The sequence below is a fragment of the Arthrobacter sp. AOP36-C1-22 genome, from assembly GCF_052377515.1.
GTDB lineage: Bacteria > Actinomycetota > Actinomycetes > Actinomycetales > Micrococcaceae > Arthrobacter_H.
The window spans coordinates 63,011-87,053 of record NZ_JBQSWW010000001.1 but is presented as its reverse complement, the minus strand read 5'-3'; the positions used below and the strand labels follow the sequence as shown (position 1 = coordinate 87,053).

Below are 24,043 nucleotides of genomic sequence, written 5' to 3'. Positions count from 1 at the left end.
CCGGAAACTATGAAGGAAGGTTCTTGACTGCACCCGGACGCGGTCTTCACCCGGCAATTCGCTACGGGACCCCGTGCGACGGGAGTTCAAGTTTCTTTTCGGACGGTTGAGAACGCAAGGATTTGCCGGACGAAACGTACTGCCGACTACTGACGACCAGGCGCCCTCGTGACCAATAACTGTTGATCGACAAGATTTTCGATGAATTGTTCTACATCGGAACTGACCTCGCTGGGATCGACGCGGTATTCGTGGGCGATCCGTTCAACTACTTCCTGGGTCGTGAGGACGTCGTTGAGGATGGCCCATATCGCTGCGCTGGTGCCGCTGAGTATCACCGGTTGATCGCTGCTTGGGCTGAGCAGGACGACCCTATGGGGATCGACTGACCTGACGCAGGCGAGGCCCTCTGCCTTCTCCAAGAAAGCGGGGGACGTGGGCGGCTTGTGAGGCATGATTTTACTCTATTGCATGCCTGATTCGAGAGGTGGCCGCGGTTCAGTTAGCGAGCGCTGTCGCCGACGCAGGTGGACAAGCAGCTTGGGCCGGAACGTAAGAGCGGACCCCATCATGGGATGGGGTCTGCTGGGTTTATCCGGCGGCAGGTAGCCACCGGTCAAGCAAGAATTATTAGGCGCGTGGTTTCAGCGAATCGCGGATCTCGGTCAGCAATAGGACCTGTGGATCGACTTCTTCCTCTTCGGGAAGGATGCCTAGGCGGGCGTTGCGACGTTCGATCATCCTATTCATCGGCATGACCACGACGAAGTAGATGGCTGCGGCGACGAGCAGGAAGTTGACGACTGCGGTGAGCAGGACGCCGATCTTGATGGCATGTTCCGGGCCGACGGCCAGGAAGTTATCGAAGTTCGGGGTGCCTACGAGCACCGAGATCAGCGGCATGAGAACACTGTTGACTAAGGCATCGATCACCGTGGCAAAGGCGCCACCAATCACGACGGCGACGGCAAGGTCAACGACGTTGCCCTTCATGATGAATTCCTTGAATCCCTGTAACATGCGGCTAATCGTACAAGGCTTCGGCAAATAGACCCAGCAAGGACGAGGGGTGTTGTTCCTCGCCGCGGCGAGGCACAGCCCGGGTCTCGGACGGCTTGGATTCCCCCATAGACTGGCCGGAGACACTGGGGACAAAGAAAGACTGGTATGACGAACGAACTCATGGATCATCCGCGGAACGAAGAGGTCCGGCCGAAGCGGCATCCGGTCAGGACCACCATCCTCACGTTGGTCGCATTAGTGGTCATCGCCGCGGTCGTCGCCGGCGGCTACATCTTTTCCCTGGCCAGCAGCTTCGACGGCAAGACGGAAAAGATCGGTGAGGCCTTCCCCGCCGAGTCGCAGCGGCCACAGAAGCAGGCATCGAACGAAGACGCGGTAAACATTCTGCTTCTGGGCAACGACGCCCGCGGAGGATCCGGGGAAACGGAGGACCTCGAAGGGGTTCCCAACGCCGGTAGATCCGACACCATGATGCTTGTGCACGTTCCGGGGGATCGTCAGAACGTCTACGTCACCTCGATCATGCGGGATACCTGGGTGCCGATTCCGGGGGAGGGAACCCATAAGATCAACGCGGCCTTTTCCTTTGGAGGGGTCCCGTTGGCCGTTCGAACAATCGAGGGCTTGCTGGATACCCGGATCGACCATGTCGCCTCGGTGGATTTCGAGGGGTTCAAGGGCCTGACAGATGCTCTCGGAGGAGTGGACGTCGATGTACCAGTTGGCTTCAGCGGCGGGAACAGCGGTCATAGTTTCAAGGCCGGGCCGACGCACATGAATGGCGAGCAGGCTCTGGGCTTCGTTCGTGAGCGCTATGCCTTCAAGGACGGCGACTACCAGCGTGTGCGCGACCAACAGATCTTCATCAAGGCGCTCATCGGCAAGCTACTGGCTAAGGACACATTGACCAACCCCGGACGCATCTCCGATGCCGTCGACGAATTGTCTCCTTACCTCTCCGTGGACGACACGCTGAGCGCATCGGCCGTGGGTAAACTGGGTCTTTCACTGAAGAGCATCCGCAACGACAAGATCCACTTCTTCACCTTGCCGAATAGCGGAACCAGCAGGTCCTCGGACGGGCAGTCGATCGTGCTGCCGGACGACGCCGCGATCGACGACCTGGCGACCGCGCTCACTGACGATGACCTGGAGAAGTTCATGCGCGTGCGCGACTTGTAATCAGATCTTGCGCAGGAGCATGCGCCGGATCGAGTGGTCGCTGTCCTTGGTCAACACCAGCTGGGCGCGGCCCCGCGTGGGCAGGACGTTCTCGCGGAGGTTCGGTTCGTTGATCTGGCGCCAGATACCCAAGGCGGTTTCACGTGCTTCGTCGTCGGACAGGCTCGAATACCGGTGGAAATAAGAAGCCGGATCAGCGAACGCACCGCTGCGCAGTTTCATGAACCGCTTGACGTACCAATTTTCGATAGCCGGCGTTTGGGCATCGACGTAGACGGAGAAGTCGAAGAAGTCGCTCAGCGCCAAGCCGGCCGTCCCGTCGCTTCTGACCTGGGCCGGAGCCAGGACGTTCAGCCCCTCGACGATGAGCACGTCGGGGCGGTGGACGACCACTTCCTTGCCAGGGACGATGTCGTAGGTCAGATGCGAATACCAGGGGGCGCGGACCTCTTCGGCACCGGATTTCACTGCTGAAACGAAACGCAGCAAGGCGCGCCGGTCATAGGCCTCGGGGAAACCCTTGCGATGCATCAGACCGCGTCGTTCCAGCACCTCATTGGAGTGCAGGAACCCGTCGGTGGTGACTAGCTCGACATTGGGGGTATCCGGCCAACGGCGCAACATCTCCTGGAGCACGCGGGCCGTCGTGGACTTCCCCACGGCCACGGAGCCGGCGACACCGATGACGAAGGGGGTGCGTCTCGTCGATTCACCCAGGAAGGTGTTGGTGGCCTGGTGTAGTTGTCCGGCTGCCTGCACATAGAGGTTCAGCAGGCGGGAGAGGGGAAGATAGACGTCCTTGATCTCCTTGAGATCGAGTTTTTCGCCGAGACCACTCAGCCTGATCAGATCCCCCTCGTCGAGCGGTTGGGTGATCTCGTTGGACAGTCGTGCCCAGGTTTGCCGGTCCAGTTCCACAAAAGGGGAGACTCCGGCGTCGTGGTCTCGGGAGGCGCTCACCACTGAATTGTGCCAAGCCTGCCGCCGTATCCCCAAACCGGGGCACGCCCACTGCCGTGGCGGCCTCTGGCACCAGAGCCCAGAAATGACGAATATCGGTTCTTCGGCGCGGTATTCTTATGCGCATGTGTGGAATTGTTGGCTATGTAGGCCGCCCAGGAAAAATAACCGGAAACCATGGGGCCCTCGACGTGGTTCTGGAGGGGCTGCGGCGGTTGGAATACCGCGGCTACGACTCCGCCGGGATCGCCGTCCTCGGGGAATCCGGACTTGAGGCCCGGAAGAAGGCCGGCAAACTGGTCAACCTGATCGTCGAACTCGAAGCGGCCCCGCTGCCGAATTCACTGACCGGCATCGGGCACACGCGGTGGGCCACCCACGGCGGACCCTCGGACGTCAACGCGCACCCGCATCTGGCCGACGACGGAAAACTGGCCATGATCCACAATGGCATCATCGAAAATTTCGCCGATCTGCGAGCTGAACTCTCCGCAGCCGGCCATGTCTTCACCTCGGAAACCGATACCGAAGTTGCTGCCGTCCTGCTGGGCGACATCTATACCCATGCTGGAGACGGGGACCTGGCTCGTTCCATGCAGTTGGCCTGCCAGCGCCTCGAAGGCGCCTTCACGTTGTTGGCGATCCACGAAAGCCAGCCCGGGGTGGTCGTCGCCGCACGGCGGAACTCGCCGCTGGTCCTCGGGCTGGGCGAGGGCGAGAACTTCTTGGGATCCGACGTCTCGGGTTTCATCGACTTCACCCGGCGTGCGGTGGAACTCGGGCAGGACCAGGTTGTCACCATCACCCCGGATGACCATGTCATCACCGACTTCGCAGGAAACCCGGCCGAAGGCACCGAATTCCATGTTGACTGGGACGCTGCCGCCGCGGAAAAGGGAGGATTCGAATCCTTCATGGAGAAGGAGATCTTCGACCAGCCGGCCGCCGTCGCCGACACCCTGCTGGGCCGCTACGACGCCGAGGGCCGGATGACCCTTGACGAGTTGCGCATCGACGCCTCCGAACTGACCGACATCTCCAAGATCATCGTGCTGGCCTGCGGTACCTCCGCCTATGCCGGCTCGGTCGCCAAATACGCCATCGAGCATTGGTGCCGCATCCCCGTGGAGGTCGAACTCAGCCATGAGTTCCGGTATCGAGACCCGATCGTCGATGCCAACACCCTGATCGTCTCCATCTCCCAGTCGGGCGAAACCATGGATACGTTGATGGCGGTTCGCTACGCCAGGGAGCAAGGCGCCAAGACGCTATCCATTTGCAATACCAACGGCTCCACGATCCCGCGCGAGTCCGACGCCGTGCTCTACACCCATGCGGGCCCCGAGATCGCCGTGGCCTCGACCAAAGCCTTCCTGGCGCAGATCACCGCCACCTACGTGCTGGGACTCTACCTGGCCCAGCTGCGTGGCAACCTGTTCACCGGGCAGATCAAGGATATCCTCGCGGACCTGCAGGACATCCCGGCCAAGATCCAGGACATCCTGGATCGCGCGGAGGAGGTCAAGGCACTGGCCCGTTCGATGTCCGAGGCCACCTCGGTCCTGTTCCTGGGACGCCACGTGGGCTACCCGGTAGCCATGGAAGGGGCCTTGAAGCTCAAGGAGATCGCCTACATCCATGCCGAAGGATTCGCCGCCGGCGAACTCAAGCACGGGCCGATCGCTCTGATCGACGATGGCCAGCCAGTCTTCGTGATCGTGCCGTCCCCGCGTGGACGCCATTCGCTGCATTCGAAGGTCGTCTCCAACATCCAGGAGGTCCGGGCCCGTGGGGCCAAGACCTTGGTGATCGCCGAATCCGGAGATGAGGCGGTCCGTGACTACGCTGAATTCGTTTTCTACGTTCCGGAGACCCCGACGCTGCTGATGCCGCTGCTGGCCACCGTCCCGTTGCAGCTCTTTGCCTGTGAACTGGCCAGTTCCAAGGGCTTCGACGTCGACCAGCCGCGCAACCTGGCGAAGTCCGTCACAGTCGAGTAGAGCGGCCCACGCGATCTGAAGGATCCCGACGCACACATGCACCGGGATCCTTCGTTCGCGGACTACCCCAGCGCACGCTCGGCGAGCCCGCGCACATAGGCGGCCTGACCGGCATGCTGGGTGGTGTCGTGCAGGACGCTTACCAGACGGGAGGCTGCCGTCACCGGAGGGTCCCAGCCCTGGTCCACGACTCGTTCGAAGTCCTCGAGACGCAGAGACTCCAGCACCTGCACCGTCCGGTCGTGGACCGCCTGATGGTAGGCAGAGAGCAGACCGGAATCCCCGTTGTCGAAGTCCCGGACCTGCTGGCCGTCGTGCCCGAACCCGGTGTCCTCCTCCTTATAGGGCAGCGCGAGACGGTGTGCCCAGCCATGCTCGAGCCATAGCTGGCCCGCGGGAGTCTGGTGCGCGGTGCCGCGGGATGGGGCTTCGGCGCCGCCGAGAACGGCGGCGAGGTCCGCCAGGTGGTCGTCCTGCACGCGGGTCAGATGCCAGATCAGCCAGGCAGCATGATTCGACTGGGGGTCAGGCTGATGGAGCAGGACGCTTGCATCGGTGCCGCTGGTGACGGAACGGACGGTTTCCGCAACACGGTCGAACCCGTCCCGTAGAAGTTCCCGTGCAATATTCGCACTCATGGGTTGCCCTTTCGTCGGCTGCCGCTCCTGCACGATGGCGGTCGGCAGGCTGGTCACCGACGCTACGCCTGGAAGTGGGGCAAGGGATAGTGTGCGTCGACTGCGCGTGACCACCATTGGAAGCGCCGAAACCGATAGGCTGGGGGAATGATTGTGGGCATTGGTGTGGACGTAGTGCAGGTTTCCCGCTTTACGGCGCAATTGGAAAGAACCCCGGCGTTGTGCGAACGGCTTTTTGTGCCGGCCGAACGTGCGCTGAACATGCGGTCGCTGGCGGCGCGTTTCGCTGCGAAAGAAGCGGTCGCCAAAGCCCTCGGCGCCCCGGCGGGCATGAACTGGCAACATTGCCAGGTAGTCATGGACGCCGCAGGTGCCCCTCAGGTGAAGATCGACGGCACGGTGGCCGAGGTTGCGGAGTCCAAAGGCGTGCGTCATTGGCACTTGTCCCTCAGCCACGATGGAGACCTGGCCACGGCCATGGTCATTGCGGAGCGCTAGAACATGATTAATGCATATACAGGAACTCAGATTCGTGCCGCCGAAGCGCACCTCGTCGAAGCCGGGCATGGCCCCGCACTCATGCGCGCCGCCGCCCACGGCTTGGCCCAGCACACGATGAACTTGCTGCGCGAGAGCTTCGGTGGGGTCTATGGTGCTCGGGTCGCGGCACTTATTGGAAGCGGCAATAACGGTGGCGACGCACTTTTCGCGATGGCGCGGCTGGCTAAACGCGGGGTTGCCTGCACGGCGATTCTCATGGCGCCCAAGGTCCATGCGGAAGGGATGGCCGCTTTCCAGCGGGCCGGTGGCAAGGTCGTCGAAGCTGGAAGAGAGGGGCCCGCGGGTTCAAGGGGGCGAAACCGCCGTTGGCATCGGGCCACCGAAACACTTAACGGAGTGGACTTGGTGATCGACGCCGTGTTGGGTACCGGAGCCCGTGGAAGTGTCTCTCTGCCGACGATTCCGAACGATATGTTGGTGGTTGCCTGTGATCTGCCTTCGGGGGTAGATGCCGATACAGGAAACGCGCCCAACGGCGTACTTCAGGCAGATCTGACCGTGACCTTTGGTGCTCTCAAAACTGGGCTTACGGTCGGCGCCGGACACCTACTCTCAGGACGAATTGAGGTCGTCGACATCGGCCTGGGCCCGCGCCTCGGGGAACCGGACCTCTTCGTGATGGAGAGCAGCGATGCCAGCAGGCTATTCCCCCGTCCGGAGCGAAGCGCGCAAAAGTACAGCAGGGGAGTCTTGGGTTTGATCGCCGGCTCCGACGAGTACCCGGGTGCTGCCGTGCTTTCGGCGACGGCAGCGGTGAACACCGGCGTGGGTATGCTACGGACAGTAGCCCCCGAGACAGTCCGGCCCCTTTTGTCCCAGGCCGTCCCCGAAGCAGTAACAGCACAGGATGCCGAGGCCCATGTGCAAGCCTGGGCGGTGGGTCCGGGAATCGGCGAGGACGCCGATCAGATCGCTGCGACACGGGCAGCTATTTCATCTGGGTTGCCATGCGTTGTTGATGCCAGTGCGCTGGCTGGACTGTCTCAGGAACAGGGGCACTCAAAGCTGGTGTTGACCCCGCATGCAGGAGAGCTCACAGATCTACTCCGGCGCGCTGGCATGCGCCTGGATCGGGAGTCCGTTGAACAGAATCCCGTTCGTTGGGCGCGATGGGCCGCTGTTGCCTATTCCTCGGTGGTGCTGTTGAAGGGGCCCGCCACCGTATGTGTGGCGCCGGACGGGCCGACCATCGTCAGTAACAACGGCGGACCTGAGCTGGCTACAGCGGGAAGCGGCGATGTGCTGACCGGAGTCCTAGGGGCCATGTTGGCAGTCGACGAAGGTACCGACTCTTCGACACGTTCGCGGGTACAGCTGGCGGCCACGTCGGCCCATGTCCATGCAGAAGCTGGATCACGCATCGTCGCGGAGCGCCGACCCCATGCCGAGGCGCTGGCGCGATCCGTGAATGGTCGGTGATTTCGACTCCCCGGGCCAACGGTCAGTAGGCGCCGTTCTTGCCCAGAACCGCCTTGGCCGTCCGGAAGAGAATGATCAGGTCGCTCATGAGCGACCAGTTCTCCACGTAGTAGAGATCCAGCCGAACGCTGTCGTTCCAGGACAGGTCCGACCGTCCGCTGACCTGCCAGAGTCCGGTAATACCAGGCTTGACCATCAGGCGACGCAATACGTACTTCTCGTAGCTTTCGACCTCCGAGGCCAGTGGGGGCCGTGGACCGACCATGCTCATGTCTCCAGCGAAGACGTTCCACAGCTGTGGGAGCTCATCAATACTGTATCGGCGGATGAAAGCACCCAACCGGGTGATGCGTGGGTCTGCTTTCATTTTGAAGAGTGTCCCATTTCCCTCGTTGGTTTCTTGCAACGCGGCAAGGCGTTCTTCGGCGTCGGCGACCATGGAACGGAACTTGTGCATCTTGAACGGTCTACCGTGCTTGCCGACCCGCTTCTGTTGGAAAAAGGCAGGGCCGGGGCTGTCGACCCGAACCAGCAGGGCCATGGCCAGAAGAAACGGGCAGAGCACGAGCAGGGCTAGACCGGAACCGATGATGTCGAAGGTGCGCTTGACCAGTGCGCTGGTGCCTTCAAGCTTTGGCGTGGTGACGTGGATGAGGGGCAGGCCAGCCACGGGTTGGGTGTGGATTCGCGGTCCAGCGACACCGGTGAGCGCTGGCGCCATGATCATGCTGACACCGCGGTCCTGCAGTTCCCAGCCGAGCTGTTGGATGACCCGAGGCTTGAGGTGGGATCCGGCTGATATGGCGATCGCATCGACTTTGGTTTCCTCGATGGCCTCCAGCACGGCGGGCAGCTCCGAGCTCACGCTGACCACCGGAAGTTGGAGTTCCTGACCTGTGGGGGAGTGCAGCGAATGTCCGGGGAGGATAGCGGCGACCGGCCTGTATCCCGCGCCGAAATCCCTGGACAGGTTTTCGTGCAGATGCTCAACCGCGGAAGGAGCGCCGATCAGCAGGAGTCTGCGGGTGAACCGTCCTGCGGCACGGCGACGAATGAGCCATTTTCGCATGAACCAACGACTCACCAGAAGCAGGAAGATCCCCAAGGGCAGGGCCACTCCAACATAGCCGCGGGCGGTGGGGATCTCCCCAGCGTAGGAGACGATCGCGATGGCGCCGAAGAGGTAAAGGGATGCGACGGCGACTCGTTTGTATTCCTCGGCTCCCGCGCCCAAGATCTTGACGTCCCGGGACTGCCAGCCGGCAAGGGCTGCCCACCAGAGTGAACCGATGAGGACAGAAACCAGCCAATAATTGGTGGGGACCGCGCCAGCTAATTCGGGGTCGCTTGACGCGCCGAAACGTGCGAGCTGCGCAACAACCACGGCAACTGCGACGCACAACAGATCCACGATCCCCAAAAGCCTCGGAACCGACGAATGCCAATCGTGCCGTGCTCTTCTCACAATATTCCCCCCGGAATCGCTTCATTGGTCCGTGACCGGACCAGCTGTGGGTATTCGTTATTTCGCTAGCTTGCCGCAGTAGGTTCGAAGTATTGTCCCAGGGCGGTGAAGTGCCAGCCGGCGTGTTCCCACGAAGTCGCATCAAGGACATTCCTCGCGTCGATGATCCGCCTCTTATTGACGAGGCTCGTAAGTGACGCGGGTTCCAAGGCCTTGAACTCAGGCCACTCTGTCAGGAGCATCACCAGGTCCGCCTCTGCGACGGCAGTGGACGTGTCATCGACGTAGTGCAGACGCGGAAAGCGTTTGGCGGCATTCGCATTGCCTTCGGGGTCATAGACGGTGACGTCGGCTCCTGACCCATACAGTCTCGCTGCAATGTCCAGAGCGGGAGAGTCCCTCACGTCATCACTGTCGGGTTTGAACGTCACGCCCAACACAGCGATCTTCTTGCCGGCAAGGTCACCAAGGATCTCAGCAGCGAGGTATATGACTCGTTCGCGGCGCCGAAGGTTGATTTCATCGACTTCGGTGAGGAAGCGCATGGTTCGGTCGAGGCCGAGTTCGCTTACTCTCGCCTGTAGGGCGCGGATGTCCTTGGGGAGGCAGCCACCTCCGAAACCGAGGCCGGCATTGAGGAACTTGCGGCCGATGCGGGAGTCGTGACCTATGGCGTCGGCCAGCGTGCGGATGTCCCCGCCGACTGCCTCGGTGACTTCCGAAAAGGCGTTGATAAACGAGATCTTGGTTGCCAAGAAGGCGTTTGCCGCAACCTTCACGAGTTCGGCGGTCTCGAAGTCCGTGCTGATGAAGGGGGTGTCGAGAGCTAACGCGGATGCGTAGACCTCGCGGAGTGTCTCTTCTGCACGCACGCTGTCTACGCCCACAACCAATCGATCCGGTGTGATCGTGTCCTTGACGGCGAACCCTTCGCGCAGGAACTCTGGGTTCCATGCGAGATCGATTCGAACGTCTTCGCGCTTGTTTTTAGCGATGAGGCCCAGGAGCCGACGCGTTGTTCCGACGGGGACTGTGGACTTGCCGACGATCAGCGCATCCTTGGTGATGTTCTCCGCGAGCGACACGGTTGCCGCGTCCACGAAAGCCACGTCCGCAGCGTATTCGCCCGGCAACTGCGGTGTACCCACACCGATGAAGTGGACATCTGCCCATACGCCGACTTCCTCGTAGGAGGTGGTGAAGCGCAGACGCCCGGAGTCGATGTGCTTGAGCAAAAGCTCGGGCAGGCCAGGCTCGTGGAATGGTAGCTCGCCACGAGAAAGACTGTCGACCTTCTCCTGGTCGACATCAAGTCCGAGAACTTCGAAACCGAGCTCTGCCATACACGCCGCATGAGTCGCCCCCAGGTAACCAGTACCGATCACCGCTATGTGAAGTGCCACGGTTCTTTACCCCCTTGTTGCTTTGTCATTGCCTAGTCCAACCAGGGAACGGTTCAATGTCGAGGTGTCAATTTTAAGTACACACCCGGACGTTCGAATTCCCACGCGTCGGCGTCAACCACGGAAGGAATCCTGATGGTCGCGGAACCAATCGACAGTATCCTGAATCCCCTGCTCGAGGGGTATGGACGCTGTCCACCCTACTTTCGAGAGCTTGCTGACGTCCATCAGTTTCCGCGGCGTTCCATCAGGTTTACTGGTGTCCCATTCCATGGCGCCGGCGTAACCGACTGCCTTGGCTACTGTCTCCGCGAGTTCCTTGATGGTGACGTCGGTTCCGACGCCAACATTGACTTGTTCGTCCCCATCGTAGTTTTCGAGAAGAAACAGACACGCCGATGCCATGTCGTCGACATGGAGGAACTCGCGAAGTGGGGAACCGGTTCCCCAGTTCGTCACGGATTCAAGTCCAGAGGTAACCGCCTCGTCGTACCGGCGGATGAGTGCCGGTAGGACATGCGACCCCGCGGGGGAGAAGTTGTCCCCCGGGCCATAGAGGTTGGTGGGCATGGCGGAGATCCATGGCTTGCCGTGCTGGCGTCGCACAGCCTGCACGTGGAGAATGCCAGCAATCTTGGCGATCGCGTAGGCGTCGTTGGTTGGCTCTAGGTGCCCGGTGAGCAGGTATTCCTCTTTGAGCGGCTGGGGCGCCATTTTTGGATAGATGCAGGATGAACCCAGGAAAAGTAGCCGGTCAACGTCGTATGCAAGCGCAGCGTCCATGGTGTTGACCTGGATCTGCATATTCTCACTGAGGAAGTCCGCGGGGTAGTTGTCGTTGGCCAAGATGCCGCCTACCTTGGCAGCTGCCAGCACAACGTGGCGTGGCTTCTCCTTCGCGAAGAAGTCGAATACGGCATCGCGATTCTTGAGATCAAGATCGGCCGACGTCCGGCTGATGATGTTGTTGAATCCCTCGGCCTCGAGCTTACGTTTGATCGCAGACCCGACGAGACCTCGATGTCCGGCGACGTAGATTCTTGCATCGCGTTCGAGGGGCCGTGCGGTGTAGTGGACGTCCGGCATCTAGGCAGAAACCACCCAGCTCTTGAGCGCCACGTTATCGATCCAGGGAGTGCCGGCATTCTTCTGCGCTTGGATGTCCGCGTCCACCATAATTCGAGCAAGTTCGGGCGTCTTCACTGTCGGCACCCAGTCGAGCTTCTCTTCGGCCTTCGAGTAGTCGCCGACCAGGGCGTCGACCTCCGTAGGGCGAAGGTAGCGCTCGTCAAACTTCACATAGTCTTTCCAGTTGAGACCTGCATGCTCGAAGGAGAATTGCAGAAAATCTTGGACGGTGTAGCCAGCGTTCGTCGCCAGCACAAAGTCGTCTGGCTCGTCGGCTTGCAGCATCCGCCACATACCTTCGACAAATTCAGCGGCGTAGCCCCAGTCCCGAACGGCGTCGAGATTGCCCATGTATAGCTCGTGCTGGGTACCCGCTTTGATTGCGGCGACAGCGCGCGTGATCTTACGGGTCACGAACGTTTCCCCACGTCGAGGGGACTCGTGGTTGAAAAGGATGCCATTCACGGCGTACATGCCGTAGGCCTCACGGTAGTTCTTGGTCACCCAGTAGCTGTATACCTTCGCAACTCCATAGGGTGAACGTGGATAGAAAGGGGTCTCTTCGTTCTGTGGGGGAGGTGTAGCGCCGAACATCTCTGAGGATGATGCTTGGTAAAAGCGTGCGTCAACGTTGGCCATGCGCATGGCTTCAAGGAGGCGGATGGTTCCGATGGCGGTGGTGTCCCCGGTGTGCTCGGGTTCATCGAAGGAAACGCGAACATGCGATTGCGCAGCGAGATTGTAGACCTCGTCCGGGTTGATTTGCGCCAGAAGCGTCGCGAGTCTCACACCGTCCGAGAGATCGCCGTAGTGCAGGAACATCTTGGCGTCGGACTGGTGCGGATCAACGTAAAGGTGATCGATGCGAGTTGTGTTGAACGTCGACGCTCTCCTGATCAGCCCGTGAACTTCGTAGCCTTTGCCCAGGAGTAGTTCGGCTAGGTATGAACCGTCTTGTCCTGTGATACCGGTAATGAGTGCTTTCTTCGTCATGGATCCCCCTGTTTTGTTCGTCAAGACCTCTAAAATCTCGACTTGGTCAACAACAAATATTAACTATATCCTGTGCTAAGTATCGCAGGGAGCGGCGAGCGGACGACCCATCATGAATTAGTGTCATAGGGCGCGATAAAATAATAAACTTTAGTTATTGTTTCAAGTACTCGGCTATGAGATTCACCGTGGAAGCTTAGGTCGAGGCTTTTCATGCTAAGGCAAGCCGGTCTCGACCGGTGGACACCAAGGGATTCTCAAGCCCGGAGTGTTAGCGCTAACTCGATATCGTGGAGGTGCCAGGGGTTGCGCAGCATTTTTGGACCATCGATCGCGAAAATCACGCCTACTAGTGGGTGTATCTTTCAACAAGTCAATTCCATGGATTGGTGGCAATTTGAAGCGACTTATTGCATCCTTCTCGACCGTTCCGAGCGGTGGCGGCGAAGGCGGCGTAGGGTGGGCATTCGTAGAAGCAGCTGCCCAACTCGCGGTGGCGAAGAGATTTGAGCTCATTTGCGTGGTTGACACCCGGGATGAGACGGCCTTGGCAGAGCGACTGAAGGACGAGATCAATTCGGGGTTTGTCGAGATCGTTGCTATCTCGATAGCGTGTGAACTCGCGAAGAAATACGGAACGGCGAAGACCCGGGTTACTTATTTGGATTGGGCCATTCGTGCTCGGCGCCGGATCAAGGACCTGAGCAAGTCATATCATTTTTTAACGATGCATCAAGTGACCTTTGCGACTGCGTCGATGCCCTCGTGCCTACCGCCTGTGTCCGGCACGATTCGCATCTGGGGTCCATTGGCCGTGCCGTCTTCAGCAGTACGTCAATGGCGAAGAAAGTATCCGTCCTTAGCTGAAGCGCTAGGTGTTAAAGTAGCCCGGCTAATGGCGTACGGAACCACGCGAAAATTTCAGAAAATCATCGCTACGAATAGTTATACACGCGATTATTTTGCTAATAAAGGTCGCATTTCTATTCTTGAGCCGAACATCTTTGTTGAACTATCGAAATTGGTGGACGTTGAGACAGAACCTGGGCTCATCAGTTATTGCGGTCTGTTGATTGACCGAAAGCGACCATGGATTGCTATTGAGGCGATGGCTCTTCCCGCTCTGAGCAATGCCCGCTTGCAAGTACTCGGGGGCGGACATTTGGAGGGTGAGCTCCGTAAGCTTGCAGAACGACTGCAGGTAGCCGACCGTATAGAATTTACGGGTGCGCTGGGGCATAAAGAGACATTGGCCAAGCTTGCTCGGTCCCAGGTCTTAGTTCATCCGGCGGCTCGAGAAGGGGCTGCTTGGGTCATCGGTGAGGCAGCGGCGTTGGGGATTCCCACTGTTGCAGTCGCTGGTTCTGGTTGTGAAAGCACCGTCTGGCAATCGAAAGTGGGAGGACGAATTGTCGGTCCGGTGGGCGACCTCGCTAGCCAAATCGCGGCAGAAATTGCCTCACTTTTGAGAGTGAGCAGGTCCGAGAAATCTGAGCGTTGGGACCTAGCCCGTGCGCCAAGGTTACTGACGGAATGGTGGGAATTGGACGATGGTACAGCCAGCATTTAGTGTTCTGTTGGCGGCTCACAACCGCGTGGAGAAAACTACTACCTGCTTGGATAGCCTGATCAATGCGGCTAGCTTTGCGGAGGTGGCCCTTCGGATCACGCTGTATGACGATGGCTCGACTGACGGGACAGCTGAGGAAGTGGAGCGAAAGTATCCCCATGTCCAAGTGATACATGGCAATGGGAATGCCTACTGGGCAAGATCGATGGCAGAGGCCGAACTCACACAACTAGAGGGTCCCTGCGAAGGCCAGCCCCTTCGAATCCTCTGGTTGAACGATGATGTTATCTTGGATCGAGATGGCCTTTCGCGGCTTCTAGTCTCATCGGAGCGTTTTCCGTCAGCAATTATCGTCGCCGCAGTGCGCGACCCGCTTTCAGGGAGAACAACCTATGGGGGGCTCACAAAAACTGGGCCATCTCCACTGAAGTTCAGTATTGTCGAACCGTCCGCGACGATGCAGCCCGTAGACACCATGAATGGCAACGTAGTTGTAGTGCCCATAAGGATAGCAAAAAAGGTCGGGGGAATTGATGGACAGTATCCCCATGGGTTGGCGGACTTTGATTACGGCGTCCGAGCTAGAAGACTTAATATTTCTGTGTTGCTTGCGCCCAGTACATACGGTACGTGTTCTAGAAACCCGAGCAGATTGGCAACAACAGTTTGGGCCGACTGGAAGTCGTACACTGGCACGAAAGGCGGCGGTAACCCTCGAGCGTTAAAGCTCTTCCTAGAAAAAATTGCCCCCCAAACATGGTGGCTCCACATGGCGAGAAGTTACGCTTTCTGGTGGGTACGGCGGGTTATCCTGAAGCAGGCTCGATGATTGCTCCGATCCGGCGTAATGGGAGAAAATGACTTTACTTGTGCTTATCAGCGCTGTCCTAGGGGCTTTCTTCCTTGCTTGGGGAATTGGCAAGTTTCCAATTCTCGGTTTGGCGATTGTGGGCATGGTTGCCCTAATTGAGTGGAACGTACCCTACCTGCCGATGCTGTTCTCCGTCGGAAGCATACAAATCGGATGTACAGATGCAATTGCCGGAGTCTTGGTCTTATCACTGTTTTTTAGGCTCGACATCCGCCGGTTCCGATCCGTTACAGCCTCAGCTATTTTGGCGGCCACCTTTTTGCTTCTACTTGCGGCGTCTGTAGTCTTAGGTGCTCGAGAATTCGGGATGTCCGGCTCGCTTAATGAAGCCAGACCCTGGATCTACATTGTCTGCTGTTTTTGCTGGACGATGAACTCGCTGTCGAAGCGAGAGGTAGAGAAAGCTCAGATTCTGATAATCCTGCTAGGCTGCGCCATTTCAGTCGTTTGGCTCTTCCACTTAGCACAATACGGCTTCGGGAGCACAAGTACTTATGTGGGCACCCGTGAGATTGCTGGAGACGACGTTAGCGTGGGGCGCCTGACTACTTCTGGGCAGACGATAATTATCTCAATCGCTGCAATACTAGCGCTTGATCGGTATCGGGCGAAGCGGCGGGCGATGTGGGTGGTCTATTCTGCGCTGCTTACAGGGGTTGTCGTACTTGCGCAGCATCGCTCGGTTTGGGTGGCTGCATTCGCAATGTTCGTGGCATACGCGATCCTTAATCTCCGTCGATTGATTCCGCTTGCCGTATTCACGACTTTGGGCGTGACTATAGTAGCGATACTGGCCATCGCAGGAAGCCTCGGAGAATTGGGGAGATCGATATCAGAGTCGTCGTCTGATTCGAGGACCCTTGATGGACGTGTATTTGATTGGTTTGTCAGTTTGCGTGAGTTGGTCAACGCCGGCCTAGTAGAGACATTCTTCGGTTGGCCGTTTGGCCGTGGGTATGAACGTATGCGAGAGGATGGATTGATTATCGACTACGTTCCCCACTCCTGGTATGTTGGCGCGACCCTGCGTTTAGGCTTATCCGGGCTCATTACGGGTCTTCTGTGGATGGCTAGTCACCTCCGTCGTCAGTCATACATCGCCAACAACGTCCGGGTTCCTATATTCCTCGGTCTTGGGCTATATTGTGTCTTTTACAATTTGCAGTGGTACCTTACTCCAATTATCGCGATAATGTTAATTGGACCTCGCGTTCTTGGTTCCCGGCCTACAGATCTTAGCGAAAGGGCAATGCATGAGAGCGAGTGAGATGATTAGAGGAGCGTTGGGCAAGGCCAAAAATATTGGACGCTATGCCGTCCGAAGTGGCCGGCGTTGTCGTTCCTTTGCCTGGAGCCTCGAGCTGTGTCGAGCAGGGACCGTTGTAGGCCAAAGGGTCAGAGTTGAGGGGCGTCCTATCACCTCAGTTGCAGGCGGAAGCCACATAAAAATAGGGAATCGAGTGGTCTTGTGCAGCAAATCCCGTGCAACCGCGCTTGGCGTTTCCCGGCCCGTGATTCTACGTACACTGCTTTCCGGGGCCAAAATTACGATAGGTGACGATACCGGTCTCAGCGGGACTACTATCTGCGCGGCCGGCAGCATTACTATAGGTGCTAGATGTCTTATTGGCGCTGACGTCCTAATCGCTGACACTGACTTTCACCCTATTGACGTCGAGCCTCGTCGATATTCTGCTATGCCACTGTGGCAAGAACAAGATGCCGTAGTGATTGGGGATGATGTGTTTATAGGGGCTAGGGCACTGATTTTGAAAGGCGTCGAGATCGGACGTGGAGCGGTTATTGGGGCGGGTAGTGTTGTGACTCAAAACGTCCTCCCGGGTAGCGTTTATGCGGGAGTCCCGGCACGTTTGATTCGGGCAGTCGCCACGGATGAGTGTGTCACGTGAAAATCGCAGTTCTCGGCCCTTGTGATTTGAATTTGCTGGAAGACTATCTTTTCACGCCTTCCGAAGCCCCTCCCACCTATTCTTTCTCGTATATAAGCCGGTTAGTAGTTGCCTACTTGAACCGCGGACATGAGGTGGTAGTTGTAACTTCTTCGGAACATTTGTGGGAACCGATGCGCTTGGCAGGGGAAGGCCTAGATGTTGTGGTTGTCCCGCGGCGAAGAAGTGCGAGAGCCAGAGGATTGGACCTTTTCGCGAGAGAAATTGAGTGGGTCCGTCTAGCAGTGGAGGCGGAACGTCCGGACGTTATTCATGCGCATTGGATCTATGAGTTCGGGGCTGCAGCTCTGCGCGTTCAGGCCGATGCCTTGATCACTGCACATGATGGTCCGATCTCAGTCGTACGACATTACGGCACGCACCCGTACTGGTGGTTACGCGAGATGTTAGGCATCCGCACATTGCGTAAGGCAAGAAACATAACAGCCGTAGCGCCAAGCTTGGCCCGAGAAGTCCAACTGTTCTGCGCGAGACATGCCGCTGTCTCGGTCTTGCCAAACGGGCTGGACAATCCGATCTCACCATCTGGGTGGAGCAGAGCAATTAGACGAGACAAGCAGCCCGTACTCGCCGTAGTTGCAAATGGATTTGATCGAAGGAAAAATTCACGCACAGCGATTAGGGCGTTCGCGCGAGTCAGGGCAGCTGTTCCGGGTTCAGAGATGCACCTGTTTGGGCAAGGACATGAACCTGATGGTCCGGCCGCTGTTTGGGCGCGTGAGAAATGTATTTCGAAGGGGCTCCACTTCGAAGGCCCTGTCGAAAATAAAACGATACAGTCATTCCTTAAGAACCAGATCGATATCTTGGTCCATCCAAGCAGATGGGAAGCGTGTAGTCTGGCAATCCTCGAAGCCCGCAGCTTCGGCGTACCGATTGTTGCGAGCCGAAAAGCTGGGGGCGTTAGCTATACACTTGATGAAGGAGAGTCGGGGTATCTCGTTTCTGGAAGCGTTAATTCGTACTTCATCGCTATGATGCGTCTGATAGGTGAGCAAGTTCTTTATGCCAAAATCTCGGGCAGTGCGGACAGTGAGCTGTCACCCAGGTTTGACTTGGGCGCCGTTACCGATCAATATTTGGAACTGTTGAATTCTATTAAGGACGCACGACACTAGACAGCGCAGTTCGTGTTCTGAAGAGCCTAGTTCTATCATCCGTTCGTGGAGGCGCCCTCGACGAAGCGCCACGTTGTCTTACGGTAGGTGCTCGCAAATCGTTAAGGTCGTCAAGTTTTTGAGACAGTTTTGTAGTGTTTTTCTTCAAGGCGGGAGGGGCTCCTGGATACAGGTCTGATGGCCGGCCAAGGCCATTGTTGGTGGAAGGCCTCCGGCCCGACGATTGGGTCTTCGGACTCTTCTATGTCTGTCAAGCCGCGTTCATTATCTCGGCTGAGGTGTTGAGCGTCCTGTAGATACGGTGGGCCAGATAGCGCTTGATGCAACGGCGGATTTCCTTATCGGTATGATAGGGGCCCCGCGTTTTCCGCCGGTCTTATGTGAATAAGAGCGGGTTGTTGAGGTCGTTCCAGAGTACTTCGTATTGGTCGGGGCTCATATAGCCGACGTAGCTGTGCCGGCGTTTGCCATTGTAGAAATCCACCCAGGCGTCCATTGCCGTGATGAGTTCAACGACGGTCTTCCAGGTCTTTCGGGTGTCCAGGAGTTCGGTCTGCATGCGGCCCCAGAATGACTCCATGGCTGCGTTGTCGAAACATTAACCGGCTAATCGAAGATGAGACTGTGCCATAACCGGCTAATAATCGTGGGTCAACGCGATGTGGTGTTCGGCCTGCTTTCGAGTTGCCGGAGGCGTTCTTCCTGGTTGCGGACCCGTCCGGCAAGTGCATCAATGAGCACGCCGAGTCGGTGGACCTCCTTGGCTTGATTGCTAGGGGCATTCACACGTTCTTCTGTGATTCGGTCAGCGATCAACTCGCGTGCCTGTAAGCGGCCGTGAAAAACTGCCCGTAGGTGGCCACGGAATTACCCGCTGACGGCCACCGGAACTGCCCGAGCATGGCCACGAGTTCTGCCCAGTGATGGCCACACGGTTTGCCCGCGTAACTCGTTTCCCCGTCGTGTCGTGAGACGACGGGGGCCTCTTCCCGGTTGGATATCGGTGTCGAATCGAATCCAAAACAGGAAGAGGCCCTGAATGAAGGATGCCCTAGAAACCGTGAATATTCTTGCAACTTATGATCTAACCCAGTCCCTGCGTAGCGCCAGCGAGCTCCATGGCTGTTCCCACCACACCGTCGACCGGCTCGTGAAAGAGCGTGACTCCGGGCGCGCCCCGGGCGCCGGTATCGACAGAGCCCGCGTCACCGACGCGTGGCTGACGAAAATCGAGGAATGGGTCGATTGAATATTCGCTTCACTGGGGGCCACCGGTCGTGCCTTCGGGGGCCAGTAGAGATATTCAGCATTAGTGGGCTTCGGGGCCGGTTATGGCGCTGTTGGGGGCCACCCGGCTTAGGCTCCTTCCGACGCGTGTATAGGGCACGCGGCGGAAGGAGCAATCATCAATGGTACGGAAAATCAGAGCCAAGCTCGTATTGCAGATGCGCGCCGAGGGCCTGTCCGGTCGTGCAATCGCGACATCACAGGGAATGTCCCGCAAGAGCATCACCGAGGTCCTCGAAGCCGCCGACGCGGCCGATATCAACTGGGATGCTATCGCCGACCACCCGGAGGCCGAGGTGTATGCCCTGGTGTTCCCAGGCCGCGGCGAGCATCAGAGCGTGTTCGCCCAGCCGGATTGGGACCGGATCCACAAGGAGATGGCCCGCGTCGGGGTGACACTGAAGCTGCTGCATGGCGAGTATGCGGACTCATGCGCCGTGACGGGTGACCCGGCCATGGGCTACGACCGGTTCTGCAGGACCTACCAGCGCCATGTGCTGATCACCGGCGCTTCCTCCCGAGTCGGACACAAAGCAGGCCAGACGGTCGAGGTCGACTGGTCGGACCAACGATGCAGCTGTCCGATCCGACCAGCGGGAAGACCACAACCGTGTACTTGTTCGTCGGGTGCCTTCCTTTCAGCCGGTATGCGTTCGTCGAGCCCACACTGGATATGAAGCAGGACACCTGGCTGAGGGCGCACGTGGCGATGTTCGAAGTCCTTCACCGGCTCGGTGCCCAGAATCGTGCCCGACAATCTCAAGACCGGGGTCATCAAGCACCCACGCGAGGGCGAGATCGTGCTCAACGACGCCTATCGCGAGATGGCCGCGCACTACTCCGCGGCGGTTCTCCCCGGACGCGTGAAGGCGCCGAAAGACAAGGCTAGCGTTGAAAACACGGTCTGGCATGCGACGATGTGGATCATCGCCGACTTGCGAGAGGCCCGCTTCACCACTTTGCCGGAACTCAAATCAGCCATCACCGAGCGAGTGGAAGCCTATAACGCGGAACCGTTCCAAAAGCGGCCCGGTTCCAGAGCCAGCGTCTTCGCCGAGGAGGAACTGTCAAGCCCCGGGTTTGATGGAGACTAATTTAGTTGGAAACTGATACTGACTCCGGTGGGTAAACGGGGGCGTTAGCCCGTTCAAATTCGACGGGCGGAACGTGTCCAAGCTCACCGTGCAAGCGCTTATAGTTGTACCAATCAACCCACTCGGCAACGGCGACCTCGAGGTCGTTGATGTCCCGCCAGGGGCCCTTGTTGCGAACCAGCTCCGCTTTGAACAGCGAATTGAGGGCCTCGGCCATGGCGTTATCGTAACTATCGCCCTTTGATCCCACGGACGCGACGGCGTCTTCGGCCTCGAGCCGCTCGGCATAGCGAATGGCACGATATTGCACTCCACGGTCGGAATGGTGTGTCAGGCCAGCTAGCTCGGCGCCATCCCTGGTCCGGGTCCAGATGCCCATGTCCAGAGCATCCAGGGCCAACTCGGTGTAGAGGCGGGTGGAGACCTGCCATCCCACGATGCGGCGGGAGAAGACATCGAGGACGAACGCGGCATAAACCCAGCCGGCGAACGACCGGATGTAGGTGATGTCAGCGACCCACAACCGATTCGGCGCTGACGCGTTGAACCGGCGTTCGACCAGATCCGCAGGGCGCCCGGTCTCCGGGGCCGGTTTCGTCGTCCGCGGGCTCTTGGACCGCGAGACGCCGCGTAGTCCTTCGGTGCGCATGAGCCGCTCCACGGTGCAGCGTGCGACCGGGATTTCCTGTCGGCGCAGCTCGGCATGGACCTTCCTGGCCCCGTAGACGCCGTAGTTCTCGCTATGGACCTGGTGGATTAGACCGGTCTGAATATTGGCTTCTGTGGGCTCCGCTTGTAGTGCGGTTGAGCACCATGACCCGGTAGCGCGACTGATGTGGTTCAGCACCACTGATGGCGCGGTTGAGCACCACCTGAAAAGCTCCTTCCACCATGTGATGGCCACGTGGTGGAAGGAGTACCGGTAATGGTACGGAAGATCAAAGCGAAGCTGGTTTTGCAGCTGCGGAATCAAAGCCTGTCGAGACGGGCAATTGAATCCGCCCACGGGATATCCCGGCACAGCATTCAAGCAGTCCTCGATGCGGCGGAGCTGGCGGGTCTCGGTTGGGATGACGTCGCCGAGCTGTCGGAGGCCGAGGTGTATTCGGCGTTGTTTCCCGGCCGCGGGGTCCGCGAGAGCGTATTCGCGCAGCCGGACTGGGCCCGGGTCCACACCGAGCTGGCCCGGGTGGGGGTGACGTTGAAGCTGCTGCACCAGGAGTATGTCGACGCGTTTTCCCGCGAAGGGCAGGCAGTCATGAGCTATGACCGGTTCTGCCGGCTCTACGCCGAACACGCCGCCGTGACCGGGGCTTCGTCCCGGGTTGGGCACAAGGCCGGCCGCAGCATCGAGGTCGACTGGTCCGGGCCCACGATGGCGCTGCTGGATCCGACGACGGGTGAGATTTCGAAGGTGTATTTGTTCGTCGCCTGCCTGCCCTTCAGTCGGTATGCGTTCGTGGAAGCGAGCCTGGATATGCGCCAGGAGTCGTGGCTGCGCGCCCATGTGGCGATGTTCGCCTTCTTCGGCGGCAGCGTCCCGCGTCTGGTGCCCGACAACCTGAAGACCGGGGTGATCTCCCACCCCCGCGAGGGAGAGATCGTTCTCAACGACGCCTACCGTGAGATGGCCGCGCACTATTCGGCCGCGGTATTACCGGGCAGGGTTCGGGCCCCCAAAGACAAGGCGAGCGTCGAGAACACGGTCTTCCACGTCGCGACCTGGATCATCGCGGGGCTCAGGCAGGAACAGTTCACGTCCCTGGCACAGTTGCGCACCCGGATCCATGAGCAGATCGATGCCTATAACCGCCAACCGTTCCAGAAACGGGAAGGGTCCAGGCTGAGCGTCTTCACCACCGAAGAGCTGCCGCTGCTGCAACCGCTGCCGGCAGTCCCGTTCGAAATCAGCACGTGGTCCTACCAGCGCAAGGTGAACAAGAACGCCCACGTGGTCTGGGCGAAGAACTTCTACTCCGTGCCTTTCAGCCACATCGGCGGCCATGTTGATCTTCGCGTCACGGACACGATGTTGGAGGTCTATAGGGGCGATGAGCGCCTGACCAGCCACCTGCTGCTACCGGCGACGACCGTGAATCGGTATCAGACGAACGACGCGGACCTTCCCGAGGGGCGCAGTTGGCAGGCCTGGGACCGGGCCCGGATCCAGGACTGGGCAGCCAGGATGGGCCCGGCCACGGTGACGGTTATCGGCAAGATCTTCGAGGCAACCTCCATCGAGGAGGCCGGGTTCGACCCGGCGTTGGCAGTGCTGCGCCTATCGCGCCGGTTCTGCCCGGCCCGGGTCGAATCGGCCTGTCAGCTCGCGCTGCGAGGACCGATCCGCTCCCCGCGGTATGCACACCTGAGACCGATCCTCGACACCGGGCAGGACAAAACAGGCCACCTCCCCCAGGAGCCCGAGGGCGATGATGGCGGATACGTCCGTGGTAGCGCCTACTACGCGGGAGGGAACCGTTGAGCCGCCTGGACGCGGAGACCAAACGCAAGCTCCGCGAGATGAACGCCGGCGAGCTGCTCGAGGCGATCGACGGCCAAGACGAGACGCTGTCGATCAGCTTGTCGTTCGATGAACGCGTCCGGCTGGTCGTAGATGACGCCTATTCGACGTTCACGCACTCCAAGGTCGCCGGGCTGATCCGACGGGCGGGGTTGCGTTATCCGAACGCTGATTTGCGCCGTATCGACTTGCTCGACGAGCGCGGTCTGAACCGGCCGTTGCTGACCCAGCTCGGCACCTGCTCGTTCGTGGACCGAGAACAGAACGTTGTCTTCCAGGGGTTTACCGGTTCGGGGAAGTCGTATCTGGGATGCGCGATCGCCAAACGCGCCTGCGAGCACCGCATCCGCGCCCACTACGTCCGCATGCCCGACCTCGAAGAAGCCTGGGTCGCCGCCCAAGACACCCCCGGCGGTTCCGGGAAGTTCCTGCGCAAATACGCCGCGTTCACGATTCTGGTCGTTGACGAATGGCTCCTGGACCGGCCGACGGAATCAATGCGCGGGATGCTGTTGGAGCTGATGGAGCGCCGCTACGGCGCAACGTCGACGGTGTTCTGCACCCAGTACTCGCAGAAGGACTGGCACCAGCGCCTCGGCGCCGGCGTTCACGCGGACGCGATCATGGACCGGATCATCCACAACACAATCTGGGTTGAAACGGGCAAATACAACATGAGAGAGCACATCGCACTGACCAGCGCGTAATCGATGAGGGATGGCGTCAGCGGGTTCCCAGCCACACCACCGCTGGCGCTCTCCCGCACGATCGGTGGTGCTGAACCGCACGATTGGGTGGTGCTCAGAGCCTCAAATACTCAGGTCAGCCTGGCGTCGCGGA

At 59.3% G+C, this 24,043-nt stretch carries 21 protein-coding genes and 2 pseudogenes; 13 read left to right on the top strand and 10 right to left on the bottom strand.

Features of this window, described 5'->3' with window-relative positions; translation table 11 throughout:
- Positions 1 to 146: 146 nt before the first annotated feature.
- Together ACT3S6_RS00455 and mscL are read right to left on the bottom strand one after the other, a co-directional pair.
- Positions 147 to 455, bottom strand: a complete 309-nt coding sequence (locus tag ACT3S6_RS00455; protein WP_444553277.1) for a PqqD family protein — start codon at positions 453 to 455, stop codon at positions 147 to 149.
- Between the two features lie 175 nt (positions 456 to 630).
- Positions 631 to 1,020 carry a large conductance mechanosensitive channel protein MscL gene (gene mscL / locus ACT3S6_RS00450; RefSeq protein WP_444553276.1) on the bottom strand — a complete coding sequence of 130 codons (390 nt, stop codon included), beginning with the start codon at positions 1,018 to 1,020 and terminating at the stop codon, positions 631 to 633.
- Positions 1,021 to 1,167: 147 nt separating this feature from the next.
- Between mscL and ACT3S6_RS00445 the strand changes: the two genes are divergently transcribed.
- Positions 1,168 to 2,205, top strand: coding sequence for an LCP family protein (locus ACT3S6_RS00445; RefSeq protein ID WP_444553275.1), 1,038 nt, complete (start codon positions 1,168 to 1,170; stop codon positions 2,203 to 2,205).
- On the opposite strand, the gene coaA is transcribed toward ACT3S6_RS00445, so the two are convergent.
- Positions 2,206 to 3,165 carry a type I pantothenate kinase gene (gene coaA, locus ACT3S6_RS00440; RefSeq protein WP_444553274.1) on the bottom strand — a complete coding sequence of 320 codons (960 nt, stop codon included), beginning with the start codon at positions 3,163 to 3,165 and terminating at the stop codon, positions 2,206 to 2,208.
- 125 nt (positions 3,166 to 3,290) lie between these two features.
- On the opposite strand from coaA, the gene glmS reads away from it, so the two are divergent.
- Positions 3,291 to 5,165 carry a glutamine--fructose-6-phosphate transaminase (isomerizing) gene (gene glmS / locus ACT3S6_RS00435; RefSeq protein WP_444553273.1) on the top strand — a complete coding sequence of 625 codons (1,875 nt, stop codon included), beginning with the start codon at positions 3,291 to 3,293 and terminating at the stop codon, positions 5,163 to 5,165.
- A 62-nt stretch (positions 5,166 to 5,227) separates the two neighbouring features.
- On the opposite strand, the gene ACT3S6_RS00430 is transcribed toward glmS, so the two are convergent.
- Entirely contained in the window at positions 5,228 to 5,803 is a 576-nt protein-coding gene (locus ACT3S6_RS00430) for a mycothiol transferase (RefSeq protein WP_444553272.1), read from the bottom strand.
- 147 nt (positions 5,804 to 5,950) lie between these two features.
- Here ACT3S6_RS00430 and ACT3S6_RS00425 point away from each other — a divergent pair, with 147 nt between their 5' ends.
- Complete coding sequence (locus tag ACT3S6_RS00425; protein WP_444553271.1) at positions 5,951 to 6,301, top strand: holo-ACP synthase; 351 nt, start codon at positions 5,951 to 5,953, stop codon at positions 6,299 to 6,301.
- Between the two features lie 3 nt (positions 6,302 to 6,304).
- Complete coding sequence (locus tag ACT3S6_RS00420; protein WP_444553270.1) at positions 6,305 to 7,783, top strand: NAD(P)H-hydrate dehydratase; 1,479 nt, start codon at positions 6,305 to 6,307, stop codon at positions 7,781 to 7,783.
- Between the two features lie 22 nt (positions 7,784 to 7,805).
- Here the strand turns inward: ACT3S6_RS00420 and ACT3S6_RS00415 are convergent, their stop codons facing one another.
- The 4 genes from ACT3S6_RS00415 to gmd all read right to left on the bottom strand — a co-directional run bounded on the left by ACT3S6_RS00415 (position 7,806) and on the right by gmd (position 12,772).
- Complete coding sequence (locus tag ACT3S6_RS00415) at positions 7,806 to 9,194, bottom strand: sugar transferase (RefSeq protein WP_444553269.1); 1,389 nt, start codon at positions 9,192 to 9,194, stop codon at positions 7,806 to 7,808.
- A gap of 119 nt (positions 9,195 to 9,313) precedes the next feature.
- The gene (locus ACT3S6_RS00410) at positions 9,314 to 10,651 is read right to left on the bottom strand and encodes a UDP-glucose dehydrogenase family protein (RefSeq protein ID WP_444553268.1); all 1,338 of its coding nucleotides are present in this window, start codon (positions 10,649 to 10,651) and stop codon (positions 9,314 to 9,316) included.
- A gap of 114 nt (positions 10,652 to 10,765) precedes the next feature.
- Complete coding sequence (locus tag ACT3S6_RS00405; RefSeq protein ID WP_444553267.1) at positions 10,766 to 11,737, bottom strand: GDP-L-fucose synthase family protein; 972 nt, start codon at positions 11,735 to 11,737, stop codon at positions 10,766 to 10,768.
- Entirely contained in the window at positions 11,738 to 12,772 is a 1,035-nt protein-coding gene (gene gmd / locus ACT3S6_RS00400; protein WP_444553266.1) for a GDP-mannose 4,6-dehydratase, read from the bottom strand.
- Positions 12,773 to 13,124: 352 nt separating this feature from the next.
- On the opposite strand from gmd, the gene ACT3S6_RS00395 reads away from it, so the two are divergent.
- The 5 genes from ACT3S6_RS00395 to ACT3S6_RS00375 are packed head-to-tail and all read left to right on the top strand — an operon-like array spanning position 13,125 to position 18,301.
- Positions 13,125 to 14,342 carry a glycosyltransferase gene (locus ACT3S6_RS00395; RefSeq protein WP_444553265.1) on the top strand — a complete coding sequence of 406 codons (1,218 nt, stop codon included), beginning with the start codon at positions 13,125 to 13,127 and terminating at the stop codon, positions 14,340 to 14,342.
- Entirely contained in the window at positions 14,323 to 15,171 is an 849-nt protein-coding gene (locus ACT3S6_RS00390) for a glycosyltransferase family 2 protein (protein WP_444553264.1), read from the top strand. Before ACT3S6_RS00395 ends, ACT3S6_RS00390 begins: the two co-directional genes overlap by 20 nt.
- 28 nt (positions 15,172 to 15,199) lie before the next feature.
- Positions 15,200 to 16,480, top strand: a complete 1,281-nt coding sequence (locus ACT3S6_RS00385) for a hypothetical protein (RefSeq protein WP_444553263.1) — start codon at positions 15,200 to 15,202, stop codon at positions 16,478 to 16,480.
- Positions 16,467 to 17,123, top strand: a complete 657-nt coding sequence (locus ACT3S6_RS00380) for an acyltransferase (RefSeq protein WP_444553262.1) — start codon at positions 16,467 to 16,469, stop codon at positions 17,121 to 17,123. The genes ACT3S6_RS00385 and ACT3S6_RS00380 overlap by 14 nt, the downstream gene beginning before the upstream one ends.
- A complete protein-coding gene (locus tag ACT3S6_RS00375; protein ID WP_444553261.1) occupies positions 17,111 to 18,301 on the top strand; it encodes a glycosyltransferase family 4 protein in 1,191 nt (396 codons plus the stop codon). Before ACT3S6_RS00380 ends, ACT3S6_RS00375 begins: the two co-directional genes overlap by 13 nt.
- A gap of 376 nt (positions 18,302 to 18,677) precedes the next feature.
- Here ACT3S6_RS00375 and ACT3S6_RS00370 read toward each other — a convergent pair whose 3' ends face one another.
- The gene (locus ACT3S6_RS00370; protein WP_444553260.1) at positions 18,678 to 18,881 is read right to left on the bottom strand and encodes an IS3 family transposase; all 204 of its coding nucleotides are present in this window, start codon (positions 18,879 to 18,881) and stop codon (positions 18,678 to 18,680) included.
- A 459-nt stretch (positions 18,882 to 19,340) separates the two neighbouring features.
- Between ACT3S6_RS00370 and ACT3S6_RS00365 the strand changes: the two are divergent.
- Both ACT3S6_RS00365 and istA (ACT3S6_RS00360) read left to right on the top strand, forming a co-directional pair.
- Positions 19,341 to 19,547: pseudogene (locus ACT3S6_RS00365) on the top strand (IS21 family transposase); the annotation flags it as partial.
- Between the two features lie 163 nt (positions 19,548 to 19,710).
- Positions 19,711 to 20,652 (top strand): annotated as a pseudogene (istA, locus tag ACT3S6_RS00360) (IS21 family transposase); the annotation flags it as partial.
- A gap of 31 nt (positions 20,653 to 20,683) precedes the next feature.
- On the opposite strand, the gene ACT3S6_RS00355 reads toward istA (ACT3S6_RS00360), so the two are convergent.
- Positions 20,684 to 21,529, bottom strand: coding sequence for an IS3 family transposase (locus ACT3S6_RS00355; RefSeq protein WP_444553420.1), 846 nt, complete (start codon positions 21,527 to 21,529; stop codon positions 20,684 to 20,686).
- A 78-nt stretch (positions 21,530 to 21,607) separates the two neighbouring features.
- Here ACT3S6_RS00355 and istA (ACT3S6_RS00350) point away from each other — a divergent pair, with 78 nt between their 5' ends.
- On the top strand, positions 21,608 to 23,164 hold the full coding sequence (gene istA / locus ACT3S6_RS00350; RefSeq protein ID WP_444553259.1) for an IS21 family transposase: 1,557 nt from the start codon (positions 21,608 to 21,610) through the stop codon (positions 23,162 to 23,164).
- Positions 23,161 to 23,910: an ATP-binding protein gene (locus ACT3S6_RS00345; protein WP_444553258.1), complete on the top strand. Its 750-nt coding sequence runs from the start codon at positions 23,161 to 23,163 to the stop codon at positions 23,908 to 23,910. Before istA (ACT3S6_RS00350) ends, ACT3S6_RS00345 begins: the two co-directional genes overlap by 4 nt.
- Positions 23,911 to 24,043: the final 133 nt, after the last annotated feature.